Origin of the sequence: Planctomicrobium limosum, from assembly GCF_051465645.1 — a bacterium.
Classification (GTDB): Bacteria; Planctomycetota; Planctomycetia; order Planctomycetales; family Planctomycetaceae; genus Planctomicrobium.
This window is the reverse complement of sequence record NZ_CP195790.1, coordinates 3,874,105-3,899,333: the sequence shown is the minus strand read 5'-3', so window position 1 is coordinate 3,899,333 and position 25,229 is coordinate 3,874,105. Positions and strand designations below refer to the sequence as shown.

Sequence of the window (25,229 nt, the reverse complement as noted above, 5' to 3'; positions counted from 1 at the left end):
AGACATTATGTGATCACACGATGTCTGCGGGTGAGCAGTAATGAGATAAATTAGGCCCGCCGCTGCCTGTGCATGCTGACGGGCCTGAGTTGGAACGAATTAGAACTCGCCGGTGACTTCACCACCGGAACGTGAACCGATCGCTCCCCAGACCCCGTATGGACTGCGCTGTCCGATTGAAGTCGGACCTGGTTGAGTCACGTCGCCAGCGTCGATGTTGTCGCTGACGAAGCGAACTGCACCATCTGCCATCGCAACGTGGACGCCGCCAGTGTGGTGGCTGGATGGAGGAAATACGCCGTGGGAGCCAGCGTCATTTGAACCGGAAGCACATGCGGGTGAGTTCGGTGGGAGTGCCGTCGTGAACCCGACGTGGCTTGTTGCACCGTGGCTCATCTTCGAACCCCAGTTTGTGACGTTTCCATTGGTGAAACGCTTGCGGTTGTTTGGATCGACCTCCATGCGACACAGAGAAGGATTGTCTTTGATTGTGTCGCCAACGTTGTACTTGATTCCTTGCCCGACGGCTCCAGCATCTGCCGGAAACATTCGTTCAGAGAACATGGCTGTATTGCTTGTTCCATCCGTGATGTCTGCAAAACCAACACGGACACCCATATTCCCAAAGACACCTCGGGTTGGTCCTGTTGAATTGTTCCCTAAGGTTCCGTCTGTCGCGAGGGAATCACCGACGCTCATCTTGTAGTTCGAAGCGGCCATTGAGGAGGTCTTCGATGTCAGACCGCCGTCAGATGGACAGATGTAAGTGGTCATCTGAATTTGGTATGGACGATAACCTGAGTCGTGTGGACCCCATTCGCATGGGCCGAACGCTCCGTATGCCTGACTGCCATAAGTTTGAGGCGAGGAAAACTCGTTGTAGAGTGCGGCTTGCTCGATAAATGGCAGAAGTCGCATCAACCCTGAGCCGTACTGGGCGTCACCGTCGTAGCAGTTGGTCTGAGTGGTCCCGACTCGCTTGGGGGGGAAGACGTTGTGAACGTCGATGTAATTGTGAACGGCAAGTCCGAGCTGCTTCAGGTTGTTTCTGCACTGAGAACGTCGGGCTGCTTCCCGTGCCTGTTGAACGGCTGGCAACAGGAGTGCAATCAGAATCGCAATGATGGCGATCACCACCAGCAACTCAATGAGCGTGAAGCCACGTCGTGTCGTGGAGGAAGCGTTTGAAGTGCTTTCGGGCCTACGGTCTGTGCACGGTTTTGACGCACCAAGGGAGAAGAATCTTTGCATTGCTGAACCTCGAATCATGTCTCAATGTCCAGAGTTACGTTCCGAAAACGCAAACCGAGCTTGAGTTTGCGAGCGGAAGCAAGCTCGAAAGCAAAATGAAGAATAATGACACTTTAAAGAAGATAGCACATGTAGATGGTTTGATCTATCGGAATCGTTCTGAATACCGAAATGACAATTGTGAACACGGCTTTTGTGTGTTCGACGTTGAGTTGTAAAGGGTTATTTGAACGGGGTTTGAGGAGAATGTATGTTTGGGCTATGTGTGGTGTGTCAAGGTAATGGGCGGATTGTGACGACTTGAGGTGATCGTGATGGAACTTAATTGATAGGAGCTAAACGATCTGCAATATGTCGATTCCTGGTTGGTCCTCAATGAGAAAAGGGACACGTTAGATGACGTGTCCCTTTCGTGAAGTTGGATTGTACTCTGGTCCCGATTCCGGGGACTTGGGTTTACTTACTGCTCAGGTCGAATGTCACCGGTTGGGTTCCCTTTTTGACATCGATTTGCAGTTCGGTCTTCTCGTTGAATTTCGTGGGGATGAACTGTTCAACAGGTGCGGATTTTTCGCCTGGATTCAGTTCGACGACTTTTCCTTTAGTTTCCCGATATGCGGTAATCAGCACTTTCATCTGTCCAAGTGGGGATTCGGCTCGGAACCTGCCGTTCTCGATCTTTGCCGCGGTCCCTGATTGGTTGATGTCGACTGGGCTCAATCGAATTTCACCCATTTCTACAGGCGTTCCATCGAACGTGACGGTTCCCTCCACAACAGTCGTGGGGACGATGTCACTTCGTCCGCATCCGATCGTCAAAACACAAAGAGTCAGTGCAACACAAAGAGAATGCAGGCGCATTGGAGTTCCTGGAGTCGTGAACGGATGAGAGAAACAGAGTGGTCGCAGCTCAAAGCAACGACCACCGTGGCCACTGGATCGACCAGCCTGATCTAGTACTCTCCGAGAGTTTCGTTACCCATGCGTGTTGCGAGCTCGCGCCAGGTTGTGCGATCGATGTTGCTGGAGACGAATCGAACTGACCCGTCAACCAAGGCCACTGTTACGCCACCGATATGTGTGCTGCGGGCATAGTTCATCTGGATTCCACCGAGTGAACTCCCGTAGCCGAGGCATGGTGCGAGTGGATCGTTGGCATCTTTGCACACGGAGCCCGACGCAGTGTTTCCATAAACACGATCAGGAACTCTGGTGTTTGGAGTTTCAAGAGCAGTGAACCCGTATTCTCCCCAGGTTCCTCCCCGCCAGTACGATCCGGCTTCGCCATATGTGGTCGGTGCAGACATTCCGGATCGAGAGATCACTTCCCCAATGAGAAGTGTGTTCGATGTGCCATCGGTGACATCACGGATGCTGGTGCGTGAGAGGTCAAAAATCATCCCGTCTGCTTTGATCGTTGCATTGTATCGGCGCATTTCTGCACTGCCGTGTGAGCCGGCATAGTTCCCTTGGAAACCACCGTTGTAGTTTGATCCACCTTGAGCCGAAGGACACATGAAAACTGAGACGGGGATGTTCCTGATTGATGTCGGCGTATCGAACGAAAATGTTCGGTCTGTACAGCAAGCGTTGCTTCCGCCGTTTCGCAATTTGTCCTCCTGAAACGACCAGTAGGCGTTGTAAAGCGTGGACTGCTCGATTGAAGGCAGAAGACGATGGAACCAGGTATCACGGATTGCGATTTCTCCGGCGCCGACGGTTTCACGGTTTCCATACGGAAAAACGAGGTGCGTATCGTGGTAATTGTGCAGAGCCAGTGCAATTTGCTTCATGTTGTTTCGGCAACTTGATCGTCGGGCAGCCTCTCGGGCTTGCTGAACTGCCGGCAGGAGCAATGCGATCAGGATTGCGATAATTGCAATGACAACCAGGAGCTCAATCAACGTGAAGCCATGATGACCGGCTTTCTGAGCGGAAGAGGTTGGTTTCCAGGTTCGCGTGATGTTCCGATTTCCCGTCAGGGAACTGGTCAGAAGGGAGTAGAGGGACAACATTGGTGAGAGCCCTGCTGGTCTGGAGGTGCTGAGAATTGCAACGAAATGACGGTAGAGAAGACGACGAAATAGAGAATTTCGTATGCAAACCTCGGTGAAAGTTGATCTGTTATAGATACATCGTTCAATCGCTTGATTCAACTATGAATAAGTCTCGGGAGATTAATAATCAAAAATTGTGCGAAGTCGTGATTCCACTGCGTTAATCAGTGGAGATGTGTTGATCGGACCTGCTTCCCAGTGGATCGAGTGTCGTTAAGTGATTGCTAATCATTCAGGAGTAGTTGTCACTCAATCAGATCGTACGCGAAGCGTGGTGGGTCGTTGATGTCTCCCTGAAGGTGGCTCGCGCATGATTCGGCATCTTCGCTGTCGAAGACCCATTGCGGAGAGATTTGAGAGAACCGAGTGAGCAATCAGAGTTGTCGTACTGGAGACGACATTAGACTCTCGCGGAGATTCAGCCATTCGAGATTGTTGGCATGCGATGCAATTGTGGGGAACTGGGCATCGACGTACCCAGCATTTGCGAGAGATTGAAGTGTGTACGGTGCGGGAGGAAGTGAGACAGACTTTCCCAGTATCAACCGTTCGGCCTGAGATCGGATGGCGACCCAGGCAGCGATCGAATCACTGGTCACATCCCAGGAGGCAGGGAGTTCGTGCAGGCCATCCAGAAGATATCGAGGATGGGCTTCGCCCTCATTGAAAACCTTCAGCGAGACATCAAGGACTGCGATCTGATTGCGCGAGAAGGTCCCTGCAATTTCGCTCCAGGAATGGATCACCGGGAGTTGGAGTATCTCTCCAAGAAGTCTGGCCGAGGTCGACATCGTGTTGATGGCGAGGTTATGGGCGATTTCGTTAGAGAAATTATGTATCTGCTGCAGGCGACGGATTTCGTCTGCAAAGCGACCGCCACCAGCAACGATCACAACTCCCCCTGCTTCAGTATCAAGGTACTCTCGGAGGCGGGATGCGAACTCCGGCAGGTCAAACAGGCTTCCCCCAACTTTCAGAACTGTTGTTGAGTTTGACATGGTTGCTTCGTTGAGGTTGCACCTGTGTTTGAATTAGAGCAATTCATCAGGACGCTCAGCCTGAGTGACGAGTGAGAGTATGCTCGCGGCGAAATAAGTCGCTCAGAAAATCATAACGGGCACACGCTCAATGGACTGCTTTGTCGGCAGTTCAATCGAGCGTGTGCCCGTAAATGTGTCTTGTCTCAGTGAAGGCTCATGAGGTCAGTTTTGTCGACCTCGGTGAGATGGAGCCTATCGACGGCCTTTGTTCTTCTTATCTTTGTTGCTGTACTTACGTTCGGCGTTGGGATTCTCGGAAATCCCCTTCGCTTCGTCAGCAGCGCTCAAGGCACGTTGCCACCAGGTTGGAGCTTTCAGCTTGGAAACAGCAGCCTTTTGTGGAGCGGCTTTCGGAACTTCAATCACGGTTCCGTCAGCGGCGTTGTCAGCCCCCGCCTCAGCAACGGCGCGCTGGTGAGTTGCAATACTCTTTTTCAGTAGCAGTCGTTCGCAGACTCCCCACAAGCTGGAGGAGATGAAGTAGACGCACAACCCGGCAGGAACCTGATAGAACGCAAAGCCGACTGCGATCATCATGATGTTCATCATGCGGAACTGCATCGCCTGCTCTTCAGTCTGAGCCGGTGGCATGAACAGCTTTTGCTGAACGACGAACAGAATCACAGTCAGAATTGGCAGCAGGTTAAAGTCGGTCCACCCCAGGAACGGGACAGTGAACCCCAACGGGAACATCTGATCCGGTGCTGCGAGGTTGTCGACCCACAGGAACTGGGCAAGTCGCAAGTCGACTGCATAGTAAAGTGCGTTGTACAGGCCCAGGAAGATCGGAAGCTGGAGCAGAGCTGGTAAGCAGCCAACCAGCGGATGGTAATTGTATTTTCGTTGGAACTCGCGATAGGCTCGCGCGAACTCTTCTGGCTGGTTCTTGTACTTCTCCTGCATCTCCTTCATTTTTGGAGCGAGGATACGCATTTTCTCTGCTTCAATCGCCTGCTTCCGGGAAATCGGGAACATGGCAGAACGGACAACAACTGTCAGCAGGATGATTGCGAATGCATATGGAATCCCGGCGTTATGGAACGATCCAAGAATCCACAGCATGAACTTGGCAACGAACGCAAACCAGCCGAGCTGAATGATTGATTCCGCATTCAGTTCACGCATCAGCTGAGGACGCTTCGGTCCAAAGTATGCAGAGAAATCTTCTGTTACGTTTCCCTTTGGCGGAATCGTGAGTGATGGTGATTCCATCACAATTGTCATGTCGCTGCGTTCAGGCTTTGCTTCATTCAGGTGCAGCAGAAGTGGACGTGTAACAGCAATCGAATCAATGTTTCGCTGGCCTTCGGAATTGGCTTGACGCTGTCCTTTAGGAAGAATCAATGCCGCGAAGAACTGGTCATCGACACCTGCATAGGAAACTGGGGCACTCCATAAGCTGACTGGCTTGCCGCCTGGCTCTTGTGAGTTCCTGTACTGCTTAGCAAGGTCGTTTGCGAGCATGCTCGCAGCGGTGACACTATTGGGATAGCGTGCGTCGGAGATCGTTCCGAGTTTGATTTCGCGGAACAATCGTGAGTTTTCAACGTTTTCCAACGGAACGCCGACGGGACCGACGATATGGAAGGTTGTCTGAATCGGTTGTTCAGACAGATTCTTGAGTTCGAGTTCGATGCCGACCTGATATCCGGCAGCGACGGAATCGCGAGTTTTGAGGTCAGCTTTAGAGACCCGAAACGTCTTTAATACTTCGAACTTGCCGTCCGGGCTCGGGTAGCGCAAGGTGACGGACTCGGCATCCTTTTTGACGACTTCCCAGTTCACTGTGGCCAGCGTCACTTTGTGAGGAGCCAGCAGCTTGTCTACATACGCAACGCGTGTGTCAAAGGTTTCCGGATCTTCACCACTCCCCACGTTGCGGTGGATTTCGTTGCCGACAATCTTCAGCTGTTCTTTGCGATCCAGAGTCGTATATCGCGGGTCAGTCAACCAGACATTGCTGATCGCAGCGCCGGTCGTCGTGATTTCGGCCTTGATCAGATAGCCGTTATCGAACCCAGGCTCGCCAAGAACGATTGCCTGTTCCGGAAACTCTGGAAGAGCAGTGTCAGGTTTTGCATCTGCAGCGATCGCTGGTTGCTGTTCCGGAGCGAGCTCGTCTTGTTGTTGTGCTGCCGGATTTGCAACCGGTCGCTTTGCTTTTGGATCTGGGAAGAAGCCCGGGAATAAAATCGGGGCAACTTGCATCCAGATCAGAAACATCGCGATTGTTACAACAATCGGGAGGAACCGTTGACGTTTATCCATCCAGTGGTTGACGGCCGGTCAGAAGCGGCTGGCCGTTCCTTTCGTGATTAGACCTGTTGAGGTCAAATTGATTGCATTCGGACGTGGGAGGTGTGACGTTAAGAACGTTTCCAACACACAATTCCACACGCACCGTCGCCGTATCATAGAGGAATCACAGCCAACTTCTCACTGGACTGCAGTTGGATTTACAGCATTTTGAAGGCTGTGTCGCTGCTGACTAGATGGAGGACTTGGGTTCGGTTTCCTTAAAATACCAGATGTAAAGATGTCCCGGGGAAACGGAGCGTGGTCCTGCTCGTTGAGTGACTTCTTCTTCGGACCGGGCTTGATCTTAAACGAAAAAACCAACCGAACGATTGTACGGCTTCTGGAGTTTGCCACAAGGAGCGAAGAGATTCTGATCGTAGATTCTTTTGTCCGCAGCGATCAGAAAATCGCATATAGCGACACTTGGGGAGTCACAGAACGACCAGAGACTATTTGCCGTCGCGAAGCCGGTCGCCGAGGAAGTTGTCGAGTTCCGGAATCGGGTAGATCTTGGCGATTGTCTTCTCGAAATCGTATTCGACGCGTCGAAAGTGAACAGTCGTGCCATCGACGACGACGTAAGACGACCGATTGTCTCCGTCACGCGGTTGACCGACTGACCCGACGTTGACCAGAACCTTCTGTTCGCCTAGATCGATTTTGAAACCGATCTCTTCTGGTGAACGGAAGTTATAATCGTCGGTGAAGACACCAGGGATATGGGTGTGTCCCTGAAAACAGTAGCGGTCGACGAGCCCGAAAATGCGCTCCATCTTTCGCTGATTGTAGATGTCTTCCGGGAAAACGTACTCGTTCAGCGGGTTGCGGGCAGAGCCGTGGACAAACAGGAATTTGTCCTCGCGTCGCATCCGGGGAAGGTCTCCCAGGAATTCCCAGCGCTTCTCGTTACTGTTCGGGTCTCCGGATTCCAACATCTTCCGGGTCCAGAAGATGGCCCGTTCTGCACCTGCATTGAATCCCTCAGGATCAAACAGAGCAGCCTGATCATGGTTGCCAAGAATCGTGGTCTGGCAATGGTGCCGAATCAGATCAATACATTCTCGCGGATTCGGGCCGTAGCCAATGATATCCCCGAGGCAATAGATCTGCGCAATTCCCTGCTGCCGGATGTCGGTGAGAACCGCTTCCAGTGCTTCAAGATTGCCGTGGATGTCGCTGATGATCGCTCGCAACGGTTGCTCGAGCCTCAATGACCAAAGAAAGTTTCATTCCAGATGTACAGTAATTACAAAGTGTAGGACAGTTAATGAATCAGGGTCAAGCTGATGCAGACGGTCGCTCCTCAGTTTTTGATATGCGAACCTGCTAAATCGGTCCCGTCGATGCCTGCGGCCGCGCAGTCGCCCTGTGAATAGGCGAAGTCTGACTTCGCCGTGCCAGAACGTGACAGCATCTCTGGAAATGCTTTAGAACGACCGAGCGAGACCGGCAAAGTGGAGAGCCTGTGCATGGAAACACGCAGGGCGTTTCGCAACGGAAATTGATTCGCAAGAGAACTTCCCTGAGTCCGTTGATGCGATGGACAGGTTGGAGCGACGATGGATTATCTCAAATCCAGTGGATCAACATCGATGACCAGTTCCACCTGAGCATGCAATTGAAAACGTGGGGATGCGGTTCGCCAGAGCTGTTCGAGCGACGACAGTTCACTGGCCGTCATTTGAATGTGATAGCGGAAGTATTTTCGCAGACGAGTGATAATCGCAGGAGCCGGGCCCAGAATCCGGACCGGTAATTTCAGTTCAGCGGCTGACTGTCGCAACAACTCGGCGATCCGACGCGATTCCTCTTTCACAGTGGATTCCGTGAGCGAGCGAAGAATGATCCGGCACATGGAACTGTATGGCGGGGCATTCGCGGATTTTCTCTGCTCGAGTTCATGTTTGGCGAAGTTGTTGAAATCGTGCCTCGCTGCAAATTGAATCACCGGTTCGTCGGGAACCATTGTCTGGACGAGCACTCGCCCTGCTCTTTCACCGCGTCCGGTCCGTCCGGCGACCTGAGAAATCAGCTGGAACGTACGTTCGGCAGCACGCATTTCCGGTTGATGCAGCAACATGTCCGCATCAATGACGCCTACGAGCGTCACATTCGGGAAGTCGAGTCCTTTGGCGATCATCTGTGTTCCAAGCAGCAGATCGATCTTTCCTTCTCGAAATGCTTCGAGGGCGACGTCGTGACTGCCGGGGGCTTTCATCGAGTCGCTGTCCATTCGCAGCATGCGAACGTCCGGAAATTTGGTTTTGACCTCCGCCTCCAGTCGCTGAGTTCCGGTTCCGATGTAACGCAACGCAGGTGACTGGCAGGTTGGACAGACCTTGGGAGACGGTTGCGTGTATTCGCAGCTATGGCAGAGCAGAACCTCTTTATCTCGATGCCATGTGAGGGTGACGTCGCAATCCGGGCAGCGAATACCTCCGCATTGAGGGCACCATTGGACAGGAGAAAACCCACGCAGATTCAGAAAGAGAATGATCTGGCCCTGATCCTTGAGGGCAACATTGATGGCATTTCCCAAGGCACGTCCAATCGACTGTCCTTTGGAAATCAGTGGATCATTGCGCGTGTCGATCAATGTGACCGGCGGCAGTTCGCGGCGTTCGACGCGTTGCTTCAATGTCAGAAGCGTCTCTTCACCGGTCTGGGCCCGATGCAGTGATTCGAGAGTCGGCGTTGCGGAGCCAAGAATCAGCGGAACATTGTCGCGTCTCGCCCGTTCTCTGGCGACTTCGCGAGCATGGTAGCGCGGTGTTGAATGTTGTTTGAACGTTGCTTCATGTTCTTCATCAATAATGATGAGGCCCAGCTGCGGAACTGGCGCAAAGATGGCGCTGCGAGCACCAACGACCACCTGCACCCGACCTTCGGCGATCTCCTGCCAGTGCCAGTGTCGATCGGCGTCAGAGAGATGACTGTGCAGAACCGCGACGGACGGAAATCGGGCGCGGAACCGACGAATTGTCTGTGGCGTCAGGCTGATTTCCGGGACAAGTACGATTGCCTGTCGCCCGTAGCTGACGACTTCTCGAATCGCCTGAATGTAGACTTCGGTTTTCCCGCTTCCGGTGACTCCGCACAGCAAAAAGGTCTCGTGTCGCTGTTCCCTCAGGGCCTTCAAGACAGAGTCCAGCGCCGTCTGTTGTTCCGTGTTCAGCTTCAAGTCGGTCTGGAGTTCGACTTCGATCTGGTTAGCCTGTGCGACACTACTCCGCGCGCGTCGGCCAATGATCAGTTCCTTTCGACGAAGTGTCTCAATTGGGGAACTGCCACAATTCGCCCGTTCTGACAGGACGTCCGCGGTTAACGGGACATCCGACTGTTGCAGGACTTCCAGGACGGCTTTCTGTTTGGCAGGAAGTTTCAGACTGGCGACATCCAGATCCGGTGCGAGTTCAAACGTGACGATCTCTCGGGTGCCAGCCTGCTTTTTCACGCCTGCGGGAATGACACTATCAAGGACTTGTCCCCAACTGCAGAAGTACCGCTCCCCAATCCATTTTGTGAGATCGAGCATCGATTGCGAAATCAACGGCTCGCGGTCCAGGATCTCGTGAATGGACTTCAACTTGCGATTTCGGGCAATCTCGGTTGTCAGCCCGACGCAGTAGCCTTGTGTGAGTTGATCGCCGCGACCAAATGGGACGCGGACACGCTGTCCCGGCGCAATCATTTCACGCAGGTCGTCCGGGACCAGATAGGTGAACACCGGATCCAGTGGCCGGTTAAAGACGACGTTCGCGCCGAGCTGGTCCTGTTCCGCTTCCAGTTCCCACCGATCCGGTTCCGGTTCAAATTCAAACAGCGAAGACTGGCGTGGTGAATTCAAGTGGGGAGCTAACCTGAAAGAGTCGGGACAGAATTGAGTGCGTTTCGCTCGCACTGGCACCTTCCCGATCGGATACGGATTTTACGATGACCTCTTCCCGGAAATTCTAGAGGCCCAAGGGAGTTTTGGCGACACCCGCCACACCAGTTTGCCAGCGATGGTACCCTGTTACGTGAATCCCTTTCAGATTGATTTTCGCTGTTTTGTAAAAACTCCCAAAGTCATTTTCACTGCAGGTATGAGGAAGGATTTGGGGTTGTGACGGAGTCGCGTGATTTCGTAGTTTTCGCCGGGACCATTCCGACACGCCATGTTGTCGATGGGATTCCTATTGTTTCCTGCAAATTTCCTATCCATTGATCCCGTCTCCCGTCTCGTTTCCCCTGAATCTGATGAGCCATGACGGCTCGTCGTGGAACAGTCTGTTCGACTTCGATTTCCCTCTGCGTTGATTCATATCGTCAATCGCACGAAATCTGGTGGTTCAGCGTTCCGTTCACATCCTACTTCGGATGATCGACATGACCCGTTGGGCACGACAATCCGGCGTGCTGCTGCTCGCACTCAGTGCTGGGTGTGCGCCGACGTTGCCTCGTGTCAATATGCCGAAGAGTTGGATTCCAGGGGCGAACAAGACTGTTCAAAAAGAGACCGAGAAGACATCTGAGAAAAGTCCGGACTCGGAGCAGGAGTTGCTCGCCAGTCAAAGCGAGTCGTCAGGGAAATCAGAATCACTGCTCGCGGAGTCCGCAGCGTCTGGCCAGTTCAAAGTGGACCCGTCGACAAAGAAGCCGGAAGCAAGTTCCAGCGAAGCACAATCAAAGCCACGCGCGATTCGGCACGATCCCGCAACACGAATGCTGATTGAAGCAGAGTTGAAAGACGCCACGCCAGACGAGCGTAAAGAGTGGCTCGCGTTTCTGGATACAATTGAGTCGGCGAATATCCCGCACGTCCTGCAGTCACGACGGATCGTTGAAGGCAAGGAAGTCAGTTCTTTTCTCGCAGCGAAATCCGCAGCGGATGGCTCATCTGAAGAATCAACCGGGGCGGGTGCCTCCCCGAAAGTCGCAATGGATGGGCCTGCTGTCCTTGCCAAAGCATTCAATGTTCAACCGGTGAATCACGAGGAACGCTCAGAGTTGAGCGCGCCTGCAGAGAAGCCGTCTCCGGAATCGAATTCGCCTCCGGTGGCGACCGTACCGACGAATCGAGTCGAAGAAAATACGGTGGCCGAGGTAAAGCCAACCACTGTCGAGCCTTCTTCGACAGTCGGAACAGGTTGGCCGAAGAGGATTAAATCGCTGACGGATCACGGGCTGCGTTGGGGAATGCCATTCGACGGCGATGCAGAGACTCCACCCCCTGCCGGAAAGACGGAACGCAGTACATTTGGTCTTCCATTGATTCTTGGGAATCAGCAGAAGCAGGATGCAAGTTCGGCAAACACCCCTTCAGAAAGTGTTCCGACCGAACCCGTGCAGACGGCCTCTGCGCAGATGCCCCAGCCTGTGATGGTCCCGACTCCGCGACTGACACCGGGATCGCAGCTCTGGGAAGATGAAGTTCAGAAGTTGATTTCGCTTCTGGAAGCGGAAACCTCTTCTCAAACAGTGGGTGACGCGAGTCGGGATGACGTTCGCAAGCAAGTTGCACTTCGCATGCTTTACGTCATTGAAGGGGAGCCGACGAAATCACAGCAAGTCATTCCGGGATTGCCGCAGCAGGAACAGGAGTTCTGGACGGAACTCTTTCTCGGACTATCAGAGCATCTGGAACACAACGGAACATCTGATCCAGGTGAACGGGCAACGCAGGCGATGGCGCATCTGCGATCTGCAGCGCATCGGCTGCAGCAGAATGCCAAGCTGCGAATGCGGAACGTGACCTTCTGTCAGCAGATTCAGGGATTTGGAAACTACGAGGGGTATCCTGCCGACCAGTTCCTGCCAGGTCAGACGGTGCTCGTCTATGCCGAGATTCGCAACTTCCAGAGTGATGCGACTCCGGAAGGGTTTTACCGCACTCGAATCAAATCAACGATTGAAATCTATTCGGACGGTGCAGAAAAGCAGGTCATCGATCGCAGCACATTTGAGCCGACAGAAGACCTCTGCCGGACATTGCGATCAGACTATTATCACAGCTATCGCATCAACCTGCCGCCGCATCTTCCGCGCGGGGCACACCTGCTCAAACTCGTGATCCACGACGAACTGAGCGGCAAGATGACGACCGAATCCATCAGCTTCACCATCCGCTAGATGGTCTGACCAGATCGTTGAGACCACGTCGCTCAGGATCGTTGCTCTCTTACCTAACGGTCTTATTGGCCTGCTCGCAACAGCATCTGACGACAGTTTCTGATTCACGTCGACAGTGCGTTGCCAACGTGAATCAGATGTCGTGTTTCAGAGTGAGTTACTTCGCCGGTGTTGCCGCTGAGACTTGAATTTCGTCGAGCCAGAGCTTTCCAACGGCTCCGCACAAGCCGATCCGCAGAATGGCTTCTTTCGCACCGGGCGGGACGTTGACGTATTCGATCTGGTGCTTCCATGTGGTCTGGTTTGCCTGCCATGGGCCGATGACGGCGCGGTCAATCGGGACTCGCTGGGCGTTGTAGAAGTAGATTGAGATTGCTGGCAGTTCGGCACTGCTGCGACCGGGGCCGATCCCTTCGCACTTCATGGCGTAGCTCACTTGCAGTCGTCGGACTTTGGAACCGTCCAGTGCCATTGCTTGCAGCATTTGAGACAGACGGCCGGGGTCATTGTTCTCAAAGAACATGGCATGGTTCCCCGAAAACGCATCTGAGACCATCTGCGTGCGACGCTGGTAGTGCCAGTTGTCAGGAGCCCCGTCGCTATCGGAATCGACCTCAAAACTGCCGTTGACGATTTGTGGGCGCGTCGGATCCGGTTGCTTCTCGCGGAGTTCTTCCATCTTCCCGGTCATCGGGACGAAGAGTGTGGGGATGAGTCGTTGCTGCAGCAGCTTTCCATCTTTCTTTTCGAGCAGATGGAACACCTGTTGATAACGTTCTCCCAGCGGAATAATCATCTTTCCGCCTTCTTTCAGCTGTTCGACCAGCGGTTGAGGAATATCCTCCGGAGAACAGGTCACGATGATCTTGTCGAACGGAGCATGCTCTGCCCAACCTTGATATCCATCGCCGATTTTCGTGTGGACGTTCTTGTAACCTTGGCTGGAAAGAACGCTGGCTGCCCGGCGTCCAAGCGGCTCCACGATTTCGATGGTGTAGACATCTTTGACCAGTCCGGAAAGAACAGCCGCCTGATATCCACTGCCGGTCCCAATCTCAAGGACCCGATCTTCTGGTTGAGGATCGAGTGACTCGGTCATGTAGGCGACGATGAACGGCGGGGAGATCGTCTGCTTGTGCCCGATTTCGACAGCCTGATCGTAGTACGCCAGATTCTGTGTCCCTGGGCGGACGAACTCATGTCGAGGGACGGTCCGCATTGCTTCAATCACGCGACGATTCGTCACGCCTTCGGAGACAATGAAATCGTCGACCATTCGCTGACGCAGGGCCTCGTAACGGTCTGGCCGTTGAGCGAGAGCGATGGTCGGATCCAGTGTCAGCAGGCCACCAATCAGCGCGGTGGCGACAGTCCAGGTTCGAAAGGCTGTGCCCATGAGTCTCGATCTCTTTCCTGTGCGTTACGAAAGGTGACGGCGTCGGCAAAGTTCAATTGCAACTCGGGTTGCTTCCTGAAGTCCACCGGCGTCGGCCATCCCACGCCATGAAATATCAAATCCGGTTCCGTGGCTGGGACTGGTGCGGACAATTGGAAGTCCCAGAGTCACGTTCACCGCTTTTTGAAATGCAATGAGTTTCAGTGCAATGTGTCCCTGATCGTGGTACATCGCCACAATGCCGTCAAAAGCACCGTGAACTGCCCGCTGTAATAGTGTATCGGCCGGAAAAGGACCTTCCGCCGCGATTTCTCGAGTTCTTGCCGTGGCGACTGCCGGAGCGATCAGTCTGGCTTCTTCGTCGCCAAACAACCCTTCTTCACCTGCATGCGGATTCAGAGCACAAACTCCGATTCGGGGTTCCGGGCACCCAATCTGCTTCAGGAAGGAATGCGTCAGGCGAATCTTTTCGAGAATTCCCTGTTGAGTCAGGAGTGTCGGGACACTGGCGATACTGGTGTGCAGCGTGACGTGAGCCACACTGAGACCGAAGGGGCCTTTGATTGCCGGGCAGAGCGGCAGATACAACATCATGGCGAAATCCTTGACGCCGCATTGCGCTGCCAGAATTTCGGTATGGCCCGGGTAATTGAAGCCGCCTGCATGCAGTGCTGCTTTGCTCAGCGGTGCGGTGACAATGCCATCCACGATTCCGTGCAGCGCTGCCTGAGTTGCGGCGACAAGCCAGTCGTATGCGGCATGCCCTGCCCGACCGTCGATTCGCCCGGGAGGAACGTCTTCCGTGGAGACCTGAGACGGGTTCCAGACCCAGATCGTTTCGTCAAATTCAAAGACAATCTCTTCGACCGCATCGATTTCACGAATCTTGAGAGGGGTGTGAAGCAAGTCGCAGGCGCGTCGAAGCACTTCCGCATCGCCCACGACGATCGGCCGGAAGGAATCGCGAAAGCTGGGGATCGAGAGGCTACGGGCGATGATTTCTGGACCGATTCCGGAAACATCCCCCATCGTAATGGCAAGTTTGGGACGAAACGGGACAGCATTAGTCATGGGTAAGTCTCCACTTCAGCAAGCCGCAGTCCCTGACGATCTTTTTCGGACAAGGTGACGTTATTCATTTCCGGCCATTGGATTCCGACAGTCGGATCATTCCAGATCAGAGTTCGATCATACTCTGGATGATAGAGGTCCGTGCATTTGTAGAATACATCAGCGGTTTCGGACAGAACATAAAACCCATGGGCGAAGCCGGGAGGAATATAGAACGATTCCCGGTTCTCTCCAGTGAGGACGATTGAGGTCCATTGTCCGAATGTCGGAGATGACTTGCGGACATCGACCGCGACATCCCAGATCTCACCATTCAGGCAAGTGACAAGTTTTCCTTGAGCATGCTGAATCTGATAGTGCAGTCCCCGAAGGACTCCACGCTGCGACCGTGACAGGTTGTCCTGCACAAAAGGGAGCGAGATTCCGTTCTGCGCAAACCGTTCCGCTTGGTAGACCTCGGTGAAGAATCCCCGCTGGTCACCGAAGACCTTGCTGCGAATTCGAATGACACCGGGAAGTGAAGTCGTCAGAAATTCCATGACACTGTCGTACTCGAAGCGATTTCGTGTAAATCAATCTGGTCGCACACATGCGAAATGTGACCATTTCCGGGAGATCTGATCAATGGCAACTTGTGGTGATCAGATAGTTTACGGCTTTGGAAGTCCGTTCTTCCCGACCGTAACGGGACTTTCAGGTGAGAGGATCACATTTTCGAAAATTTTACGCTGAGAGGCAAAGTCATCCAACGAATCGAATTGAAGTTGCGTAAATTCAATGACTGAATCACTCCGGGAGGGACAATGTCGCCTAAAACCGGTCACATGAAAAAAGATGCTGATCACTCTGAGCAGGGCTCCATCATCAGCGATACCCGTCTGGTGGAAGAGACCAGGCAGGGGAATCGTGATGCGTTTGGAGTTCTGGTTCAGCGATATGAGAAGCGTTTGATTCGGGTGATTTTGCGATTCGTCAATGATGTCGATGTTGCGGAAGATCTCGCTCAGGAAACATTCATTCGGGCCTATGAACGGCTCGATCAGTTTGATCCTTCCCGCCGGTTTTCGCCGTGGTTGTTTCGCATCGGTGTGAATCTGGCGATGGATTTTCATCGACGTCGCAAACGGCGGATCTGGTCCATTCTGTTTTCAGACAGAAAAGGGAATCAGCCGATTGATGCTGTGGTTCCTGACCCGCGACAGCAGATTGATCTGCGGATGGAAGTTCAACTGGTGATCGAACGGGTTCCGGAGAAGTATCGAACGGTCCTGATTCTGCGAGATATGGAGAATTTCTCGACATCAGAGATCGCCGCGATTCTCAACCGACAAGAGGCAACGATTCGTTGGCGACTGGCGGAAGCGAGAATTCGCTTTGAAGAACTCTGGGGAGCCCGGCAGGCATAGTTCCGAAACCCGCAACGGTTCTTCGGAAAGCGTGTTAGAATCCAGAGTGGGTGATCAGGCTTCCTTACACGTCAGTCGAAATGCGGAGTCATTTCCATGTTGAATCTTTTGAATTATTTGAACTGTGATGCCAGGAATTGTAGTTAAGGCCATCTCATGAATTGCCGCGACGCCGAACATTGGATGGCATTGCATCTGGGGAATGATCCCGTTGATGACGTTGAGCTGAATGAGGCTCGACGCCATGTGGCTGTTTGTCCAGATTGTCAGGCAACTCGGGTCAGGTTGAAAGCATCTTTGACCGTGTTGGAAAAAGCGTCGTCGCCAGATAGCTTTTCGGTTCAGAAGAGCCTGTGGCCGGAGTTGTCTGAACGGTTGGAGATGCCTCGGCGTGCGAAAGGGTTTCCCTTAAAGTCGAATGGATTACGAATTCTCTCGGCAACTGTTGCATGTTCGCTACTGGTCGTTCTGGGGATGCTTTTCCCTGCTCGCCACCCGCCTGGATCGATGCCTGGGAATGAGATCGGGAAGCAGCATCTCTCCCCATTCCCCTCGTTCTCAGAACCGCAGTCGCAGCCGCATTTAAGTCGTGAAGCTCGCGAGGCTCTCGAACGGGCGAACAGGAATCGTCAGCTCAGAGAGAAAGCGTCTCAGTTACTTCTTGAGAAGAAGTGACCGCTGTTCTGATTTCGCGTGGCGATGACCGTTGTGAGATTTTGCATGCGTTCCACAACGGCCAACAGGTTCGCCTGTGTCACATGCCCGTGATACCAGCGGTTAATCCACGTCATGCCGCTGAGGACGACAGAACTCCGGTCGAGCGCTCGCAAGAGTTGATGTTCCAACGGAGTCAGTGGGCGGTGCGTTTCGTATTCGGCGAGTGCATGCTGCCAGCGTGTGGGATCACTTCCGAAAAAGCTGCCCAATAATCGTGACAGGTCAGTCGCGATGTGATCGACCCGCGAGACATTGAGATCGATCACGCCTGTCACCTGATCTCCGGTAAAGAGCACATGTGCCTGCCACAGATCGCGAGCACATGGAATCAGCGCAAACGGGATGTTCTCTAACTGCTTGAGTTCATTGTCCAGCACCATCGCCTGAGACAGGAATTCCGCAAGAATCATCTCCGCATGCAGACGGAATTCAGTCGGTGCCTTACTGATGGAATCACTTGCAATGACAAGACGTGCTGGAGTCCACCAGTTGATGATCTGCCGCCGCTCCAGCACCGTCGGGCAATAATCCGTTCGACATTGATACGCCGAGTCTGCGCCTGTTGCTGAGGAGGTTGCGGATGCCTGATGGAGCTTCGCAATCTGAGCCATCATTGCGGCAACTTGAGAGGGTGTGATCTCACTTCCGGTCACCGACTTCCCCGGTAACCAGGTTTCCATCTGCCAGAACTGATTGTCATGTTGCAGCAGTGTCCGGCCGGTTGTCTGTTCTTGCTGGGGGACTGGAACCGGGATGCCGGAGTTCGCGAGTTCCTTCTGCCAATGGTGCCTGCAGAGAACGGTCTGCTCATCGGCCTGAGCGCAGGGAGTCCCACGTAGCGCAAAATCACCGATTGACGTCACAACACGAACGACTTGAGCCGAACTGAAGCCGCCGGAAACGGCACTGGTGCATTGAACTTCAACCTGACTCGGCAGGAAGTGCTCCGCGATGGACTGCCAGAGTGAGGTTGATTCAATCTTCATCTGTGCTACCGACGACAGTCGCCGAGTTGATAGCTGATCTCACCACCAACGATGGTGTATATGACGCGCCCTTCAGCGGCACGACCATGAAATGGTGTGTTACTGCTGCGGGAGCAGAACTGCGTGGCATCGATCGTCCACTGCACTTCCGGGTCGATAATGGTCACGTCTGCGGCGGCCCCCAGACTGAGTGTTCCGCTCAGAACTCCCAGCATCCTCGCAGGGCCGATCGTCAGCTTCTCCAGAAGTTGAGGCCAGGTCAGATGCCCCGGTCGAATCAGTGCTTCGACGCAGAGTGGCAACAGCGTTTCAAGGCCGATGATTCCAAACGGAGAACGGTCGATCTCAAGGTGTTTCTTCTCGTCTGCCACCGGGGTGTGGTCAGAAGCGATGATGGAAATGGTGCCGTCTTTTAACCCTTCAATCAGTGCGTTTCTGTGTTCCTCAGTCCGCACAGGAGGATCGACTTTATAGTTGGAGTCATACCCGGACAGACATTCATCAATCAGCAACAGATGATGCGGAGTCACATCGCCAGAGACTCGCAAGCCACGTGCGATGGCCCGACGCAATTCCTCGACACTTCTCAGTGACGACAAGCTCATCAGGTGAATGCGTCCGCCAGTTGTTTCGGCAAGAGCGATATCACGGCGGACCATGATTTCTTCTGCCGCGGCAGGCATGCCTTGCAGCCCGATGACAGTGGACTGGAACCCTTCGTGCATGATCCCGCCATGAACCAGTTCTGGAACCGCGGCGTGATGCAGAATCGGTTTGTTCCACATGCCGGCGTACTGCAACGCACGGCGCATGATCTCCGAGTTGGCGATTGCCTGCTTGCCATCGGTGAAGGCGATTGCCCCCCCCTCGACAAGCTGACCGATTTCCGCGAGTTCTTTTCCTTCGAGCCCTTTGGTAACGGCCCCGAGCGGGAAGACCCGGCATTTGTTGGCGCGTTCTCCCTGTCGAATGATGAATTCGGCAGAAGCACGTGTGTCGATCACTGGTGACGTTGACGGCAGGCAAGCGACAGTTGTGAACCCGCCAGCAAGAGCCGCTGCTGAACCAGTTTCAATTGATTCATCTTCATCGAAGCCCGGCTCGCCAAACGAGACATGGCAATCAATCAAGCCAGGTGCGACAATGAGACCTTTGGCATCAATGATCTGATCAGGTGTCGCGCTGCCCGGTGTGGCAACCTTCCCGTCGACAATCAACAGGTCCGCGACTCGATCGACCTGATTTGCGGGATCGATGACACGGCCATTCTGAATCAGTAACGAACTCATTTTCCCTCCTGCAGCCATTGATGGCGACGTGCCAGAAGATGCAGGCAGGCCATGCGAACAAATAAGCCGTTAGAAACCTGATTCAGAATCTGTGAGTGTGGGCCGTCGGCGACATCGGGAGTGATTTCCACTCCGCGATTGATCGGGCCAGGGGCGAGAATTAAGACGTTCGGTTTAGAACGTTTCAGCCGGCTCCCGTTCATTCCAAACAGATGCGCGTACTCTGCAATCGACGGGAAGAAGGCCCCGCGTTGACGTTCGAACTGGACTCGCAACAGGTTGATCACGTCGGATTCTGCGAGGACATCATCAAACTTGTTGGCGACGCGAACCCCGAGTTTCTCGATTCCCGGTGGGATCAGGGTCGCTGGTCCACAGACAATGACGTTGGCCCCGAGCTTCTTGAGTGCCCAGATATTCGAACGGGCGACGCGACTGTGTTTAATGTCGCCGACCAGCGTGACTGTTTTGCCTTCAAGCGACCCCAGTTTTTCACGCATCGTGAACACATCCAGCAACCCTTGTGTCGGGTGTTCATGCGTTCCGTCTCCTGCGTTGAGAATCCCGCACTTGAGGTGCTGGGAAAGCAGTTCTGGAGCGCCGGAGGAACTGTGGCGGATCACAACCAGATCGACTCCCATCGACTCAATGGTCAAGGCGGTGTCGATGAAGGTTTCGCCTTTGGAGATGCTGCTGCCAGACGCGGTGAAATCCACGGTGTCAGCACTGAGGCGTTTGGCTGCCAGATTGAAACTGGTGCGAGTTCTGGTCGATGCTTCGAAGAACAGGTTGGCGACAACCACCCCGGAGAGGTGATTCAGTTTTGCCCGGGTTTGCTGGAGTCGTTTGAATTCAGCAGCATGGTCCAGAATCAGCGTGATTTCGTCAGGGTCCAGATGCTGAAGACCAAGTAAATGACGACGACTCCAATTGTCCGTGGCGAGCGGGTCCAGTGAGTGGGCGGCCATGCGCGGGAGAAACTTTCGGCTGCTGAGAAGGAGTCTTCAGGCGGTCCATCCATGATCGCCATTCACTTTCCAGACCATCACCATGATGGGACATCGGAAATGAACGCGATCCTGACGCTGAACATGGAATCCAGTTCCGGAGAACAGGCTTCTCTGTCAGGAAGTCGGTTTGAAGACACCTTCCAAGAGTGAATTTTTCCCATCCTAATTTGTGAAGGAACTGTGAGCAATCAATTCACGAACAGGAACGCCCCAGATGGTCGGTTTGCATTCCTCGCAGGTGCAGATGGAGAGGGGGAATGCGAAAATCGGATGGAAAATCGATGTGTTACCGGCTTGCAAGTTGTTGCATGGATGAGTGTTTCGGATTTCTTCGACAACATATTAGGGGAATTTTGTGTCAGATTCGGTAGACTGGAACGAATTCCATCGCATCGCCAATCAGTGATCAGCTCTCCTTGTTAGGAGAAAGCCCGATTCTGATAAGGCGGGAGTGAGGGGAGGATGAACGTGCTTTTGCGGTGAGCGAGCAGTAGACACACGAGAAGTTCTACTTCTTAGAAGACCTGGATCTCTGTGACTGATTCTCTGGAGGGGGAGTGCTGAGATGCGCAGAAAGTTGCTTTGGGTCCTCCTCCCTTGCCTGCTCGTGTTGCCAGTGGCGCTGACTGCGCTCGCACAGTTCGGGCCGATGTCACAACGCCGGACGCCGGGGTTCCGACCGGGGATGTTCGATTCCGCCGAGAGCCCTCGATTCATTATTGATCGCCGTGGTGTCCCGGACTGGGACGAGGATTCTGAGTTCCCAACGGATGTCTTCACCTTCGTCCGGATCTTCTACAACACGCAGGCTGGGTTCCGTGGCACCTGGCGCACTGACTGGCCGGACAGCGATTTGAATTTTTCGTTCCGCCTGCAGCAACTTACTTCGCTCAAAGTGAATCCGAATCCGCTGATTCTGGAGCTGACAGACCCTCGGCTGTTTCATTACCCGTTCATCTATTTCTGTGAACCGGGCGGAGGCTGGGGGGGACGTCGCGGTGGGTTGAACTTCTCACCAGAGGAAGCGGAATTGCTCCGGACGTATCTCGAACAGGGCGGCTTTGCCATGTTCGACGATTTCTGGGGGGAAGACGAATGGTTTGAATTCGCAAGTGCGATGAAACTCGTCTTTCCTGACAAGGAGCCACAGGAACTGCCGCTCGATCATCCCATCTTTCACATTGTCTATGACCTGACCGAAAAGCCGCAGGTTCCATCAATTGAACATGGCCGGCGCGGGATTTCTTACGAGCGTCCTGATGCCACCGAGGTTCATTATCGGGCATTCTTTGACGACAAGGGACGCATCATGGCGCTCGCTTGTCATAACACCGATCTCGGAGATGGCTGGGAACGGGAAGGCGAGGATGAATTCTACTTCCGTGAGTATTCGGAAAAGAGAGCGTACCCGATGGGCATCAATATTCTCTTCTACGCCATGACGCACTGACTTTGATTTCCAGGCAGTGTTCTGTGCGCAAAAAAAACTCCAGCCACCAGGAATTGACTGATGGCTGGAGTGAATTCGATCTGTATTACACAGATTTATCGTTGATTACGCACCGAATTTTTCGAGGCGATCAGCGTGAGCCAGCGCGAGTGGCATTAGGTATTTCGCCGGGAATTGTCCGAGTCCACCGATGCGGCAGGCGGATTCCCCGAACTCTGTGCTGCCATCGAAGCGGCAACGATCAGCGGCGATCATGGTCGGAACCGGATGCCAGCTGTGTGACTTCATCTTGCTTGGCGTGCTGTGGTCGCCAGTGACGATCAGGACGGTTGGATTCAGCGCGGTGATGGCTGGAATCGCAGCGTCGAGTTCTTCGATTCGCTTGACCTTGGCGTCGAAGTTACCGTCTTCACCTGTTGAGTCGGTGTATTTGAAGTGCATGAAGAAGAAGTCGTAATCGTTCCATGCCGCCTTCAGTCGGGCACACTGATCTTCCAGTGTCTGACCGGCATCGAGAACGTCCATGCTGACGAGTCGCGCGAGTCCGCGGTACATTGGATAGACTGCAATCGCAGCGGCTTTGGTGCCGTAGACTTCTTCGAATGTCGGGATTGGCGGACGCTTGGCGATCCCGCGAAGCATCAGGAAGTTGGCTGGCTGATCGTTCTTCAGAACTTCACGAGCCTGACGCAGGAACTCCTTGGCAACTTCAACTGTCGCGGCGGAGCCAGCATCGCGAGCCACTGGATCAAGCGGAGCAACTCCGGTCGCCTGTGGGTCGGTATCGTTGATGTTTCCTTCGAGACCTTTGCCGCGGAAGACGACGACAAGACGGTATTCCTTGACGTGCTGTACGAAGACTTCAACGCCAGGAATCTGGATCTGGTTGAGCTTCTCGCAGAGAGGAGCGGCTTTCTCTGAGGAGATACGGCCTGCACGACGATCGGAAATCAAACCCTTCTCGTCGAGTGTGCAGAAGTTTCCGCGAATGGCAACGTCGTCTGGCCCGAGATCGAAGTCGATTCCGAGTGCTTCCAGAACGCCGCGTCCGATCTGAAACTCAAGCGGGGCATATCCGAACAGACCCAGGTGACCAGGGCCACTTCCCGGTGTGATCCCTGGGATGACTGGTGTGCTCAGTCCGAGCGTCCCGCGCTGTGCGAGTGCATTGAGATTCGGAGTCTTCGCGGTTTCCAGTTCGGTTTTGCCGCCTGGTTGCAATGGCAGTCCGCCGAGGCCGTCGGCCACAAGCAGAACGATCTTTGAATCGTTTTTCTTCTGCAGTTCACGGGTCAGAGTATGAATTTCGCTCATTACAGTCACTTCGTCCCGGCCAATTTACACAATGATTGATTTGATCTGCTGGAGGCCACTGCATGAGGCCATTCGTCGGGCCTGAAGCCTCGAAATACGACTGGCAACCGCTGGCCATCTAAGCTGCGCACGGAATGCGCAAAGACTTTAGCAGGTGGCGCCCCTGTTCGAGAAGGGGCGTTTCTGTATATCAGTTTCGCCTGATCTTTACATGACTGAGAAATAGGTCGCAACAGCGAAGTCAAACGCCTGTGCGGTCACAATTTTCGGCTGTCTTTTATAGACACAGAAGTTTTTGACCTGCAGAAGCAGATCGCGTGGTTGACAGGCGCGAAACGGGCGGTTGCATGCCTGATAATGCGTTTCGACAAGATGGTCCACTGCCCCGGGAGCGAAGGTCAGGCCGAGCTTCGGGCCCATGATTTCGAACAGTTTTCGAAAATGATCTTCTGAAGGATCAGGAACTTCAATTTTGTAGGGAATACGACGCAGGAACGCACCATCCACAAGATCGCGCGGTTCCAGATTCGTGGAGAAGATGATGAGCTGATCAAACGGCACCTGAACTTTTTTACCGGATGGCAGGTTCAGGAAGTCGTATCGTTTTTCAAGCGGGACGATCCACCGGTTCAGCAGCACATCGACCGGCATTGTCTGGCGTCCGAAGTCGTCGATCACCAGTGTTCCGCAGTTACTCTTCAACTGCAGTGGGGCTTCACAGATTTTTGTAATCGGGTTCTGGGTGACTTCCAGTTCGTTCATTGTCAGTTCGCCCCCTGCGATAATGGTGGGGCGAGCAATGCGAACCCAGCGAGTGTCGATTCCGCTTAGGTCGAGAATCCCTCCGTTTGAACTCAGGGGAGCTTCCTCATGAACGGCCGGATCGAAGACGCGAATGATATCGCCATCGATCCCCAAGGCTCTCGGAATCCAGACGGCATCTCCGAAGCATTGGGTGATACGTTCGGCGATACTCGTTTTTCCGTTTCCGGGTTCTCCGAAAAGAAACATGCCTCGTCCGGAATTGATGGCCGGGCCAAGGCGATCAAAAAGCTGGTCACTGACGAGCAGATCGGAGAATGCTTCTCGAAGATGAGCCTCAGTCGCTTCTTTTCCGGCAATCGTCTGCATCTCCATTGCGTGAAGATAGTGCTGCAGACAAACAGGAGCGGCCCCGAAGTAAGTACATTCGGCGCTGAATTTTTTGGCGAGTTCTCGACCGGCTTCGACGATGGCGAACACATAGTCGCCCATCTCGCCTGACGACCGGTAGGAAATCAGTTGTTGCGATTTCCACTCGGCGAGCAACGGAAACAGAATCCCGAATGGAATCTTGATCTGATTGGAGATTTCACGCCCGAGAGCGGAGCCCTTCTGGACGAGGTATTTCAGCACAAGACGCTGGACATCGTCTTCAGTGAGCTTCATCTCCTCCAGTGATTCCGGGCAGACAGGCACGAACTCGGCGTTCTTATCGACCGAGCTGGAGAGGAGGTCTTGAACACGGTCGAACAGTTGCTGCAGATGTGCGTTTCCGCGAATCAGATCAGGAGTCAGACGTTTTTGCGTTACGGCTCCCCGACCAGCTTCGACGTAGACCTTGTAGCCTTCATCCTCTGGGTCAGAGAATGCGGCCTCGGTTCGCGAATCGAAAGAGTTGTGAGTTTCGAACGACATGGATTTCACAACCAACTGCGAAAACTGCCCAAGGTGATCAGCGATGGCTTTGGAAAATGAGGTGCGGGATGAGGTCGATCGACGTCTGGCGGAGAGAGGTCCGTCTCTTTTGATGCGACTCTCTGGCAAAGCATGTTGACGTCCGAGAACACTACG

The 25,229-nt window shown here is 53.8% G+C and carries 19 protein-coding genes; 4 read left to right on the top strand and 15 right to left on the bottom strand.

The window, feature by feature from the left end; all coding sequences use genetic code 11:
* Positions 1-99: 99 nt before the first annotated feature.
* The 7 genes from SH527x_RS14885 to priA all read right to left on the bottom strand — a co-directional run bounded on the left by SH527x_RS14885 (position 100) and on the right by priA (position 10,493).
* Positions 100-1,251: a DUF1559 domain-containing protein gene (locus tag SH527x_RS14885; RefSeq protein ID WP_437191468.1), complete on the bottom strand. Its 1,152-nt coding sequence runs from the start codon at positions 1,249-1,251 to the stop codon at positions 100-102.
* Between the two features lie 456 nt (positions 1,252-1,707).
* On the bottom strand, positions 1,708-2,112 hold the full coding sequence (locus SH527x_RS14880; protein WP_437191467.1) for a hypothetical protein: 405 nt from the start codon (positions 2,110-2,112) through the stop codon (positions 1,708-1,710).
* A gap of 92 nt (positions 2,113-2,204) precedes the next feature.
* The gene (locus SH527x_RS14875; RefSeq protein WP_437191466.1) at positions 2,205-3,266 is read right to left on the bottom strand and encodes a DUF1559 domain-containing protein; all 1,062 of its coding nucleotides are present in this window, start codon (positions 3,264-3,266) and stop codon (positions 2,205-2,207) included.
* Between the two features lie 416 nt (positions 3,267-3,682).
* Entirely contained in the window at positions 3,683-4,306 is a 624-nt protein-coding gene (locus SH527x_RS14870) for an amino acid kinase family protein (RefSeq protein ID WP_437191465.1), read from the bottom strand.
* 234 nt (positions 4,307-4,540) lie between these two features.
* A complete protein-coding gene (locus tag SH527x_RS14865) occupies positions 4,541-6,616 on the bottom strand; it encodes a YidC/Oxa1 family insertase periplasmic-domain containing protein (protein ID WP_437191464.1) in 2,076 nt (691 codons plus the stop codon).
* A gap of 479 nt (positions 6,617-7,095) precedes the next feature.
* Positions 7,096-7,839: a metallophosphoesterase family protein gene (locus SH527x_RS14860; protein WP_437191463.1), complete on the bottom strand. Its 744-nt coding sequence runs from the start codon at positions 7,837-7,839 to the stop codon at positions 7,096-7,098.
* Between the two features lie 371 nt (positions 7,840-8,210).
* Positions 8,211-10,493 carry a replication restart helicase PriA gene (gene priA, locus SH527x_RS14855; RefSeq protein WP_437191462.1) on the bottom strand — a complete coding sequence of 761 codons (2,283 nt, stop codon included), beginning with the start codon at positions 10,491-10,493 and terminating at the stop codon, positions 8,211-8,213.
* Between the two features lie 521 nt (positions 10,494-11,014).
* Between priA and SH527x_RS14850 the strand changes: the two genes are divergently transcribed.
* Positions 11,015-12,757, top strand: coding sequence for a hypothetical protein (locus tag SH527x_RS14850; protein ID WP_437191461.1), 1,743 nt, complete (start codon positions 11,015-11,017; stop codon positions 12,755-12,757).
* A gap of 157 nt (positions 12,758-12,914) precedes the next feature.
* On the opposite strand, the gene SH527x_RS14845 is transcribed toward SH527x_RS14850, so the two are convergent.
* From SH527x_RS14845 to rfbC, 3 genes are read right to left on the bottom strand one after another with little or no spacing between them, the layout of a single operon-like run.
* Positions 12,915-14,153 carry a protein-L-isoaspartate(D-aspartate) O-methyltransferase gene (locus tag SH527x_RS14845; RefSeq protein WP_437191460.1) on the bottom strand — a complete coding sequence of 413 codons (1,239 nt, stop codon included), beginning with the start codon at positions 14,151-14,153 and terminating at the stop codon, positions 12,915-12,917.
* 24 nt (positions 14,154-14,177) lie between these two features.
* Entirely contained in the window at positions 14,178-15,224 is a 1,047-nt protein-coding gene (gene pdxA, locus SH527x_RS14840; RefSeq protein WP_437191459.1) for a 4-hydroxythreonine-4-phosphate dehydrogenase PdxA, read from the bottom strand.
* A complete protein-coding gene (gene rfbC / locus SH527x_RS14835; protein WP_437191458.1) occupies positions 15,221-15,763 on the bottom strand; it encodes a dTDP-4-dehydrorhamnose 3,5-epimerase in 543 nt (180 codons plus the stop codon). The genes pdxA and rfbC overlap by 4 nt, the downstream gene beginning before the upstream one ends.
* Before the next feature lie 264 nt (positions 15,764-16,027).
* Between rfbC and SH527x_RS14830 the strand changes: the two genes are divergently transcribed.
* Together SH527x_RS14830 and SH527x_RS14825 are read left to right on the top strand one after the other, a co-directional pair.
* On the top strand, positions 16,028-16,630 hold the full coding sequence (locus tag SH527x_RS14830) for an RNA polymerase sigma factor (protein WP_437191457.1): 603 nt from the start codon (positions 16,028-16,030) through the stop codon (positions 16,628-16,630).
* A gap of 156 nt (positions 16,631-16,786) precedes the next feature.
* Positions 16,787-17,305: a hypothetical protein gene (locus SH527x_RS14825; protein ID WP_437191456.1), complete on the top strand. Its 519-nt coding sequence runs from the start codon at positions 16,787-16,789 to the stop codon at positions 17,303-17,305.
* Here the strand turns inward: SH527x_RS14825 and SH527x_RS14820 are convergent.
* The 3 genes from SH527x_RS14820 to SH527x_RS14810 are packed head-to-tail and all read right to left on the bottom strand — an operon-like array spanning position 17,281 to position 20,590.
* Positions 17,281-18,333: a phosphotransferase gene (locus SH527x_RS14820; protein WP_437191455.1), complete on the bottom strand. Its 1,053-nt coding sequence runs from the start codon at positions 18,331-18,333 to the stop codon at positions 17,281-17,283. The two genes, SH527x_RS14825 and SH527x_RS14820, sit on opposite strands and share 25 nt — an antisense overlap.
* A 5-nt stretch (positions 18,334-18,338) precedes the next feature.
* Entirely contained in the window at positions 18,339-19,622 is a 1,284-nt protein-coding gene (locus tag SH527x_RS14815; protein WP_437191454.1) for a dihydroorotase, read from the bottom strand.
* Positions 19,619-20,590 carry an aspartate carbamoyltransferase catalytic subunit gene (locus SH527x_RS14810; RefSeq protein WP_437191453.1) on the bottom strand — a complete coding sequence of 324 codons (972 nt, stop codon included), beginning with the start codon at positions 20,588-20,590 and terminating at the stop codon, positions 19,619-19,621. Before SH527x_RS14810 ends, SH527x_RS14815 begins: the two co-directional genes overlap by 4 nt.
* Positions 20,591-21,197: 607 nt before the next feature.
* Here SH527x_RS14810 and SH527x_RS14805 point away from each other — a divergent pair.
* A complete protein-coding gene (locus tag SH527x_RS14805) occupies positions 21,198-22,082 on the top strand; it encodes a DUF4159 domain-containing protein (RefSeq protein ID WP_437191452.1) in 885 nt (294 codons plus the stop codon).
* Between the two features lie 105 nt (positions 22,083-22,187).
* Here SH527x_RS14805 and SH527x_RS14800 read toward each other — a convergent pair whose 3' ends face one another.
* Together SH527x_RS14800 and SH527x_RS14795 are read right to left on the bottom strand one after the other, a co-directional pair.
* Positions 22,188-23,396, bottom strand: coding sequence for a 2,3-bisphosphoglycerate-independent phosphoglycerate mutase (locus tag SH527x_RS14800; RefSeq protein ID WP_437191451.1), 1,209 nt, complete (start codon positions 23,394-23,396; stop codon positions 22,188-22,190).
* A gap of 207 nt (positions 23,397-23,603) precedes the next feature.
* Entirely contained in the window at positions 23,604-25,073 is a 1,470-nt protein-coding gene (locus tag SH527x_RS14795) for an AAA family ATPase (RefSeq protein WP_437191450.1), read from the bottom strand.
* Positions 25,074-25,229: the final 156 nt, after the last annotated feature.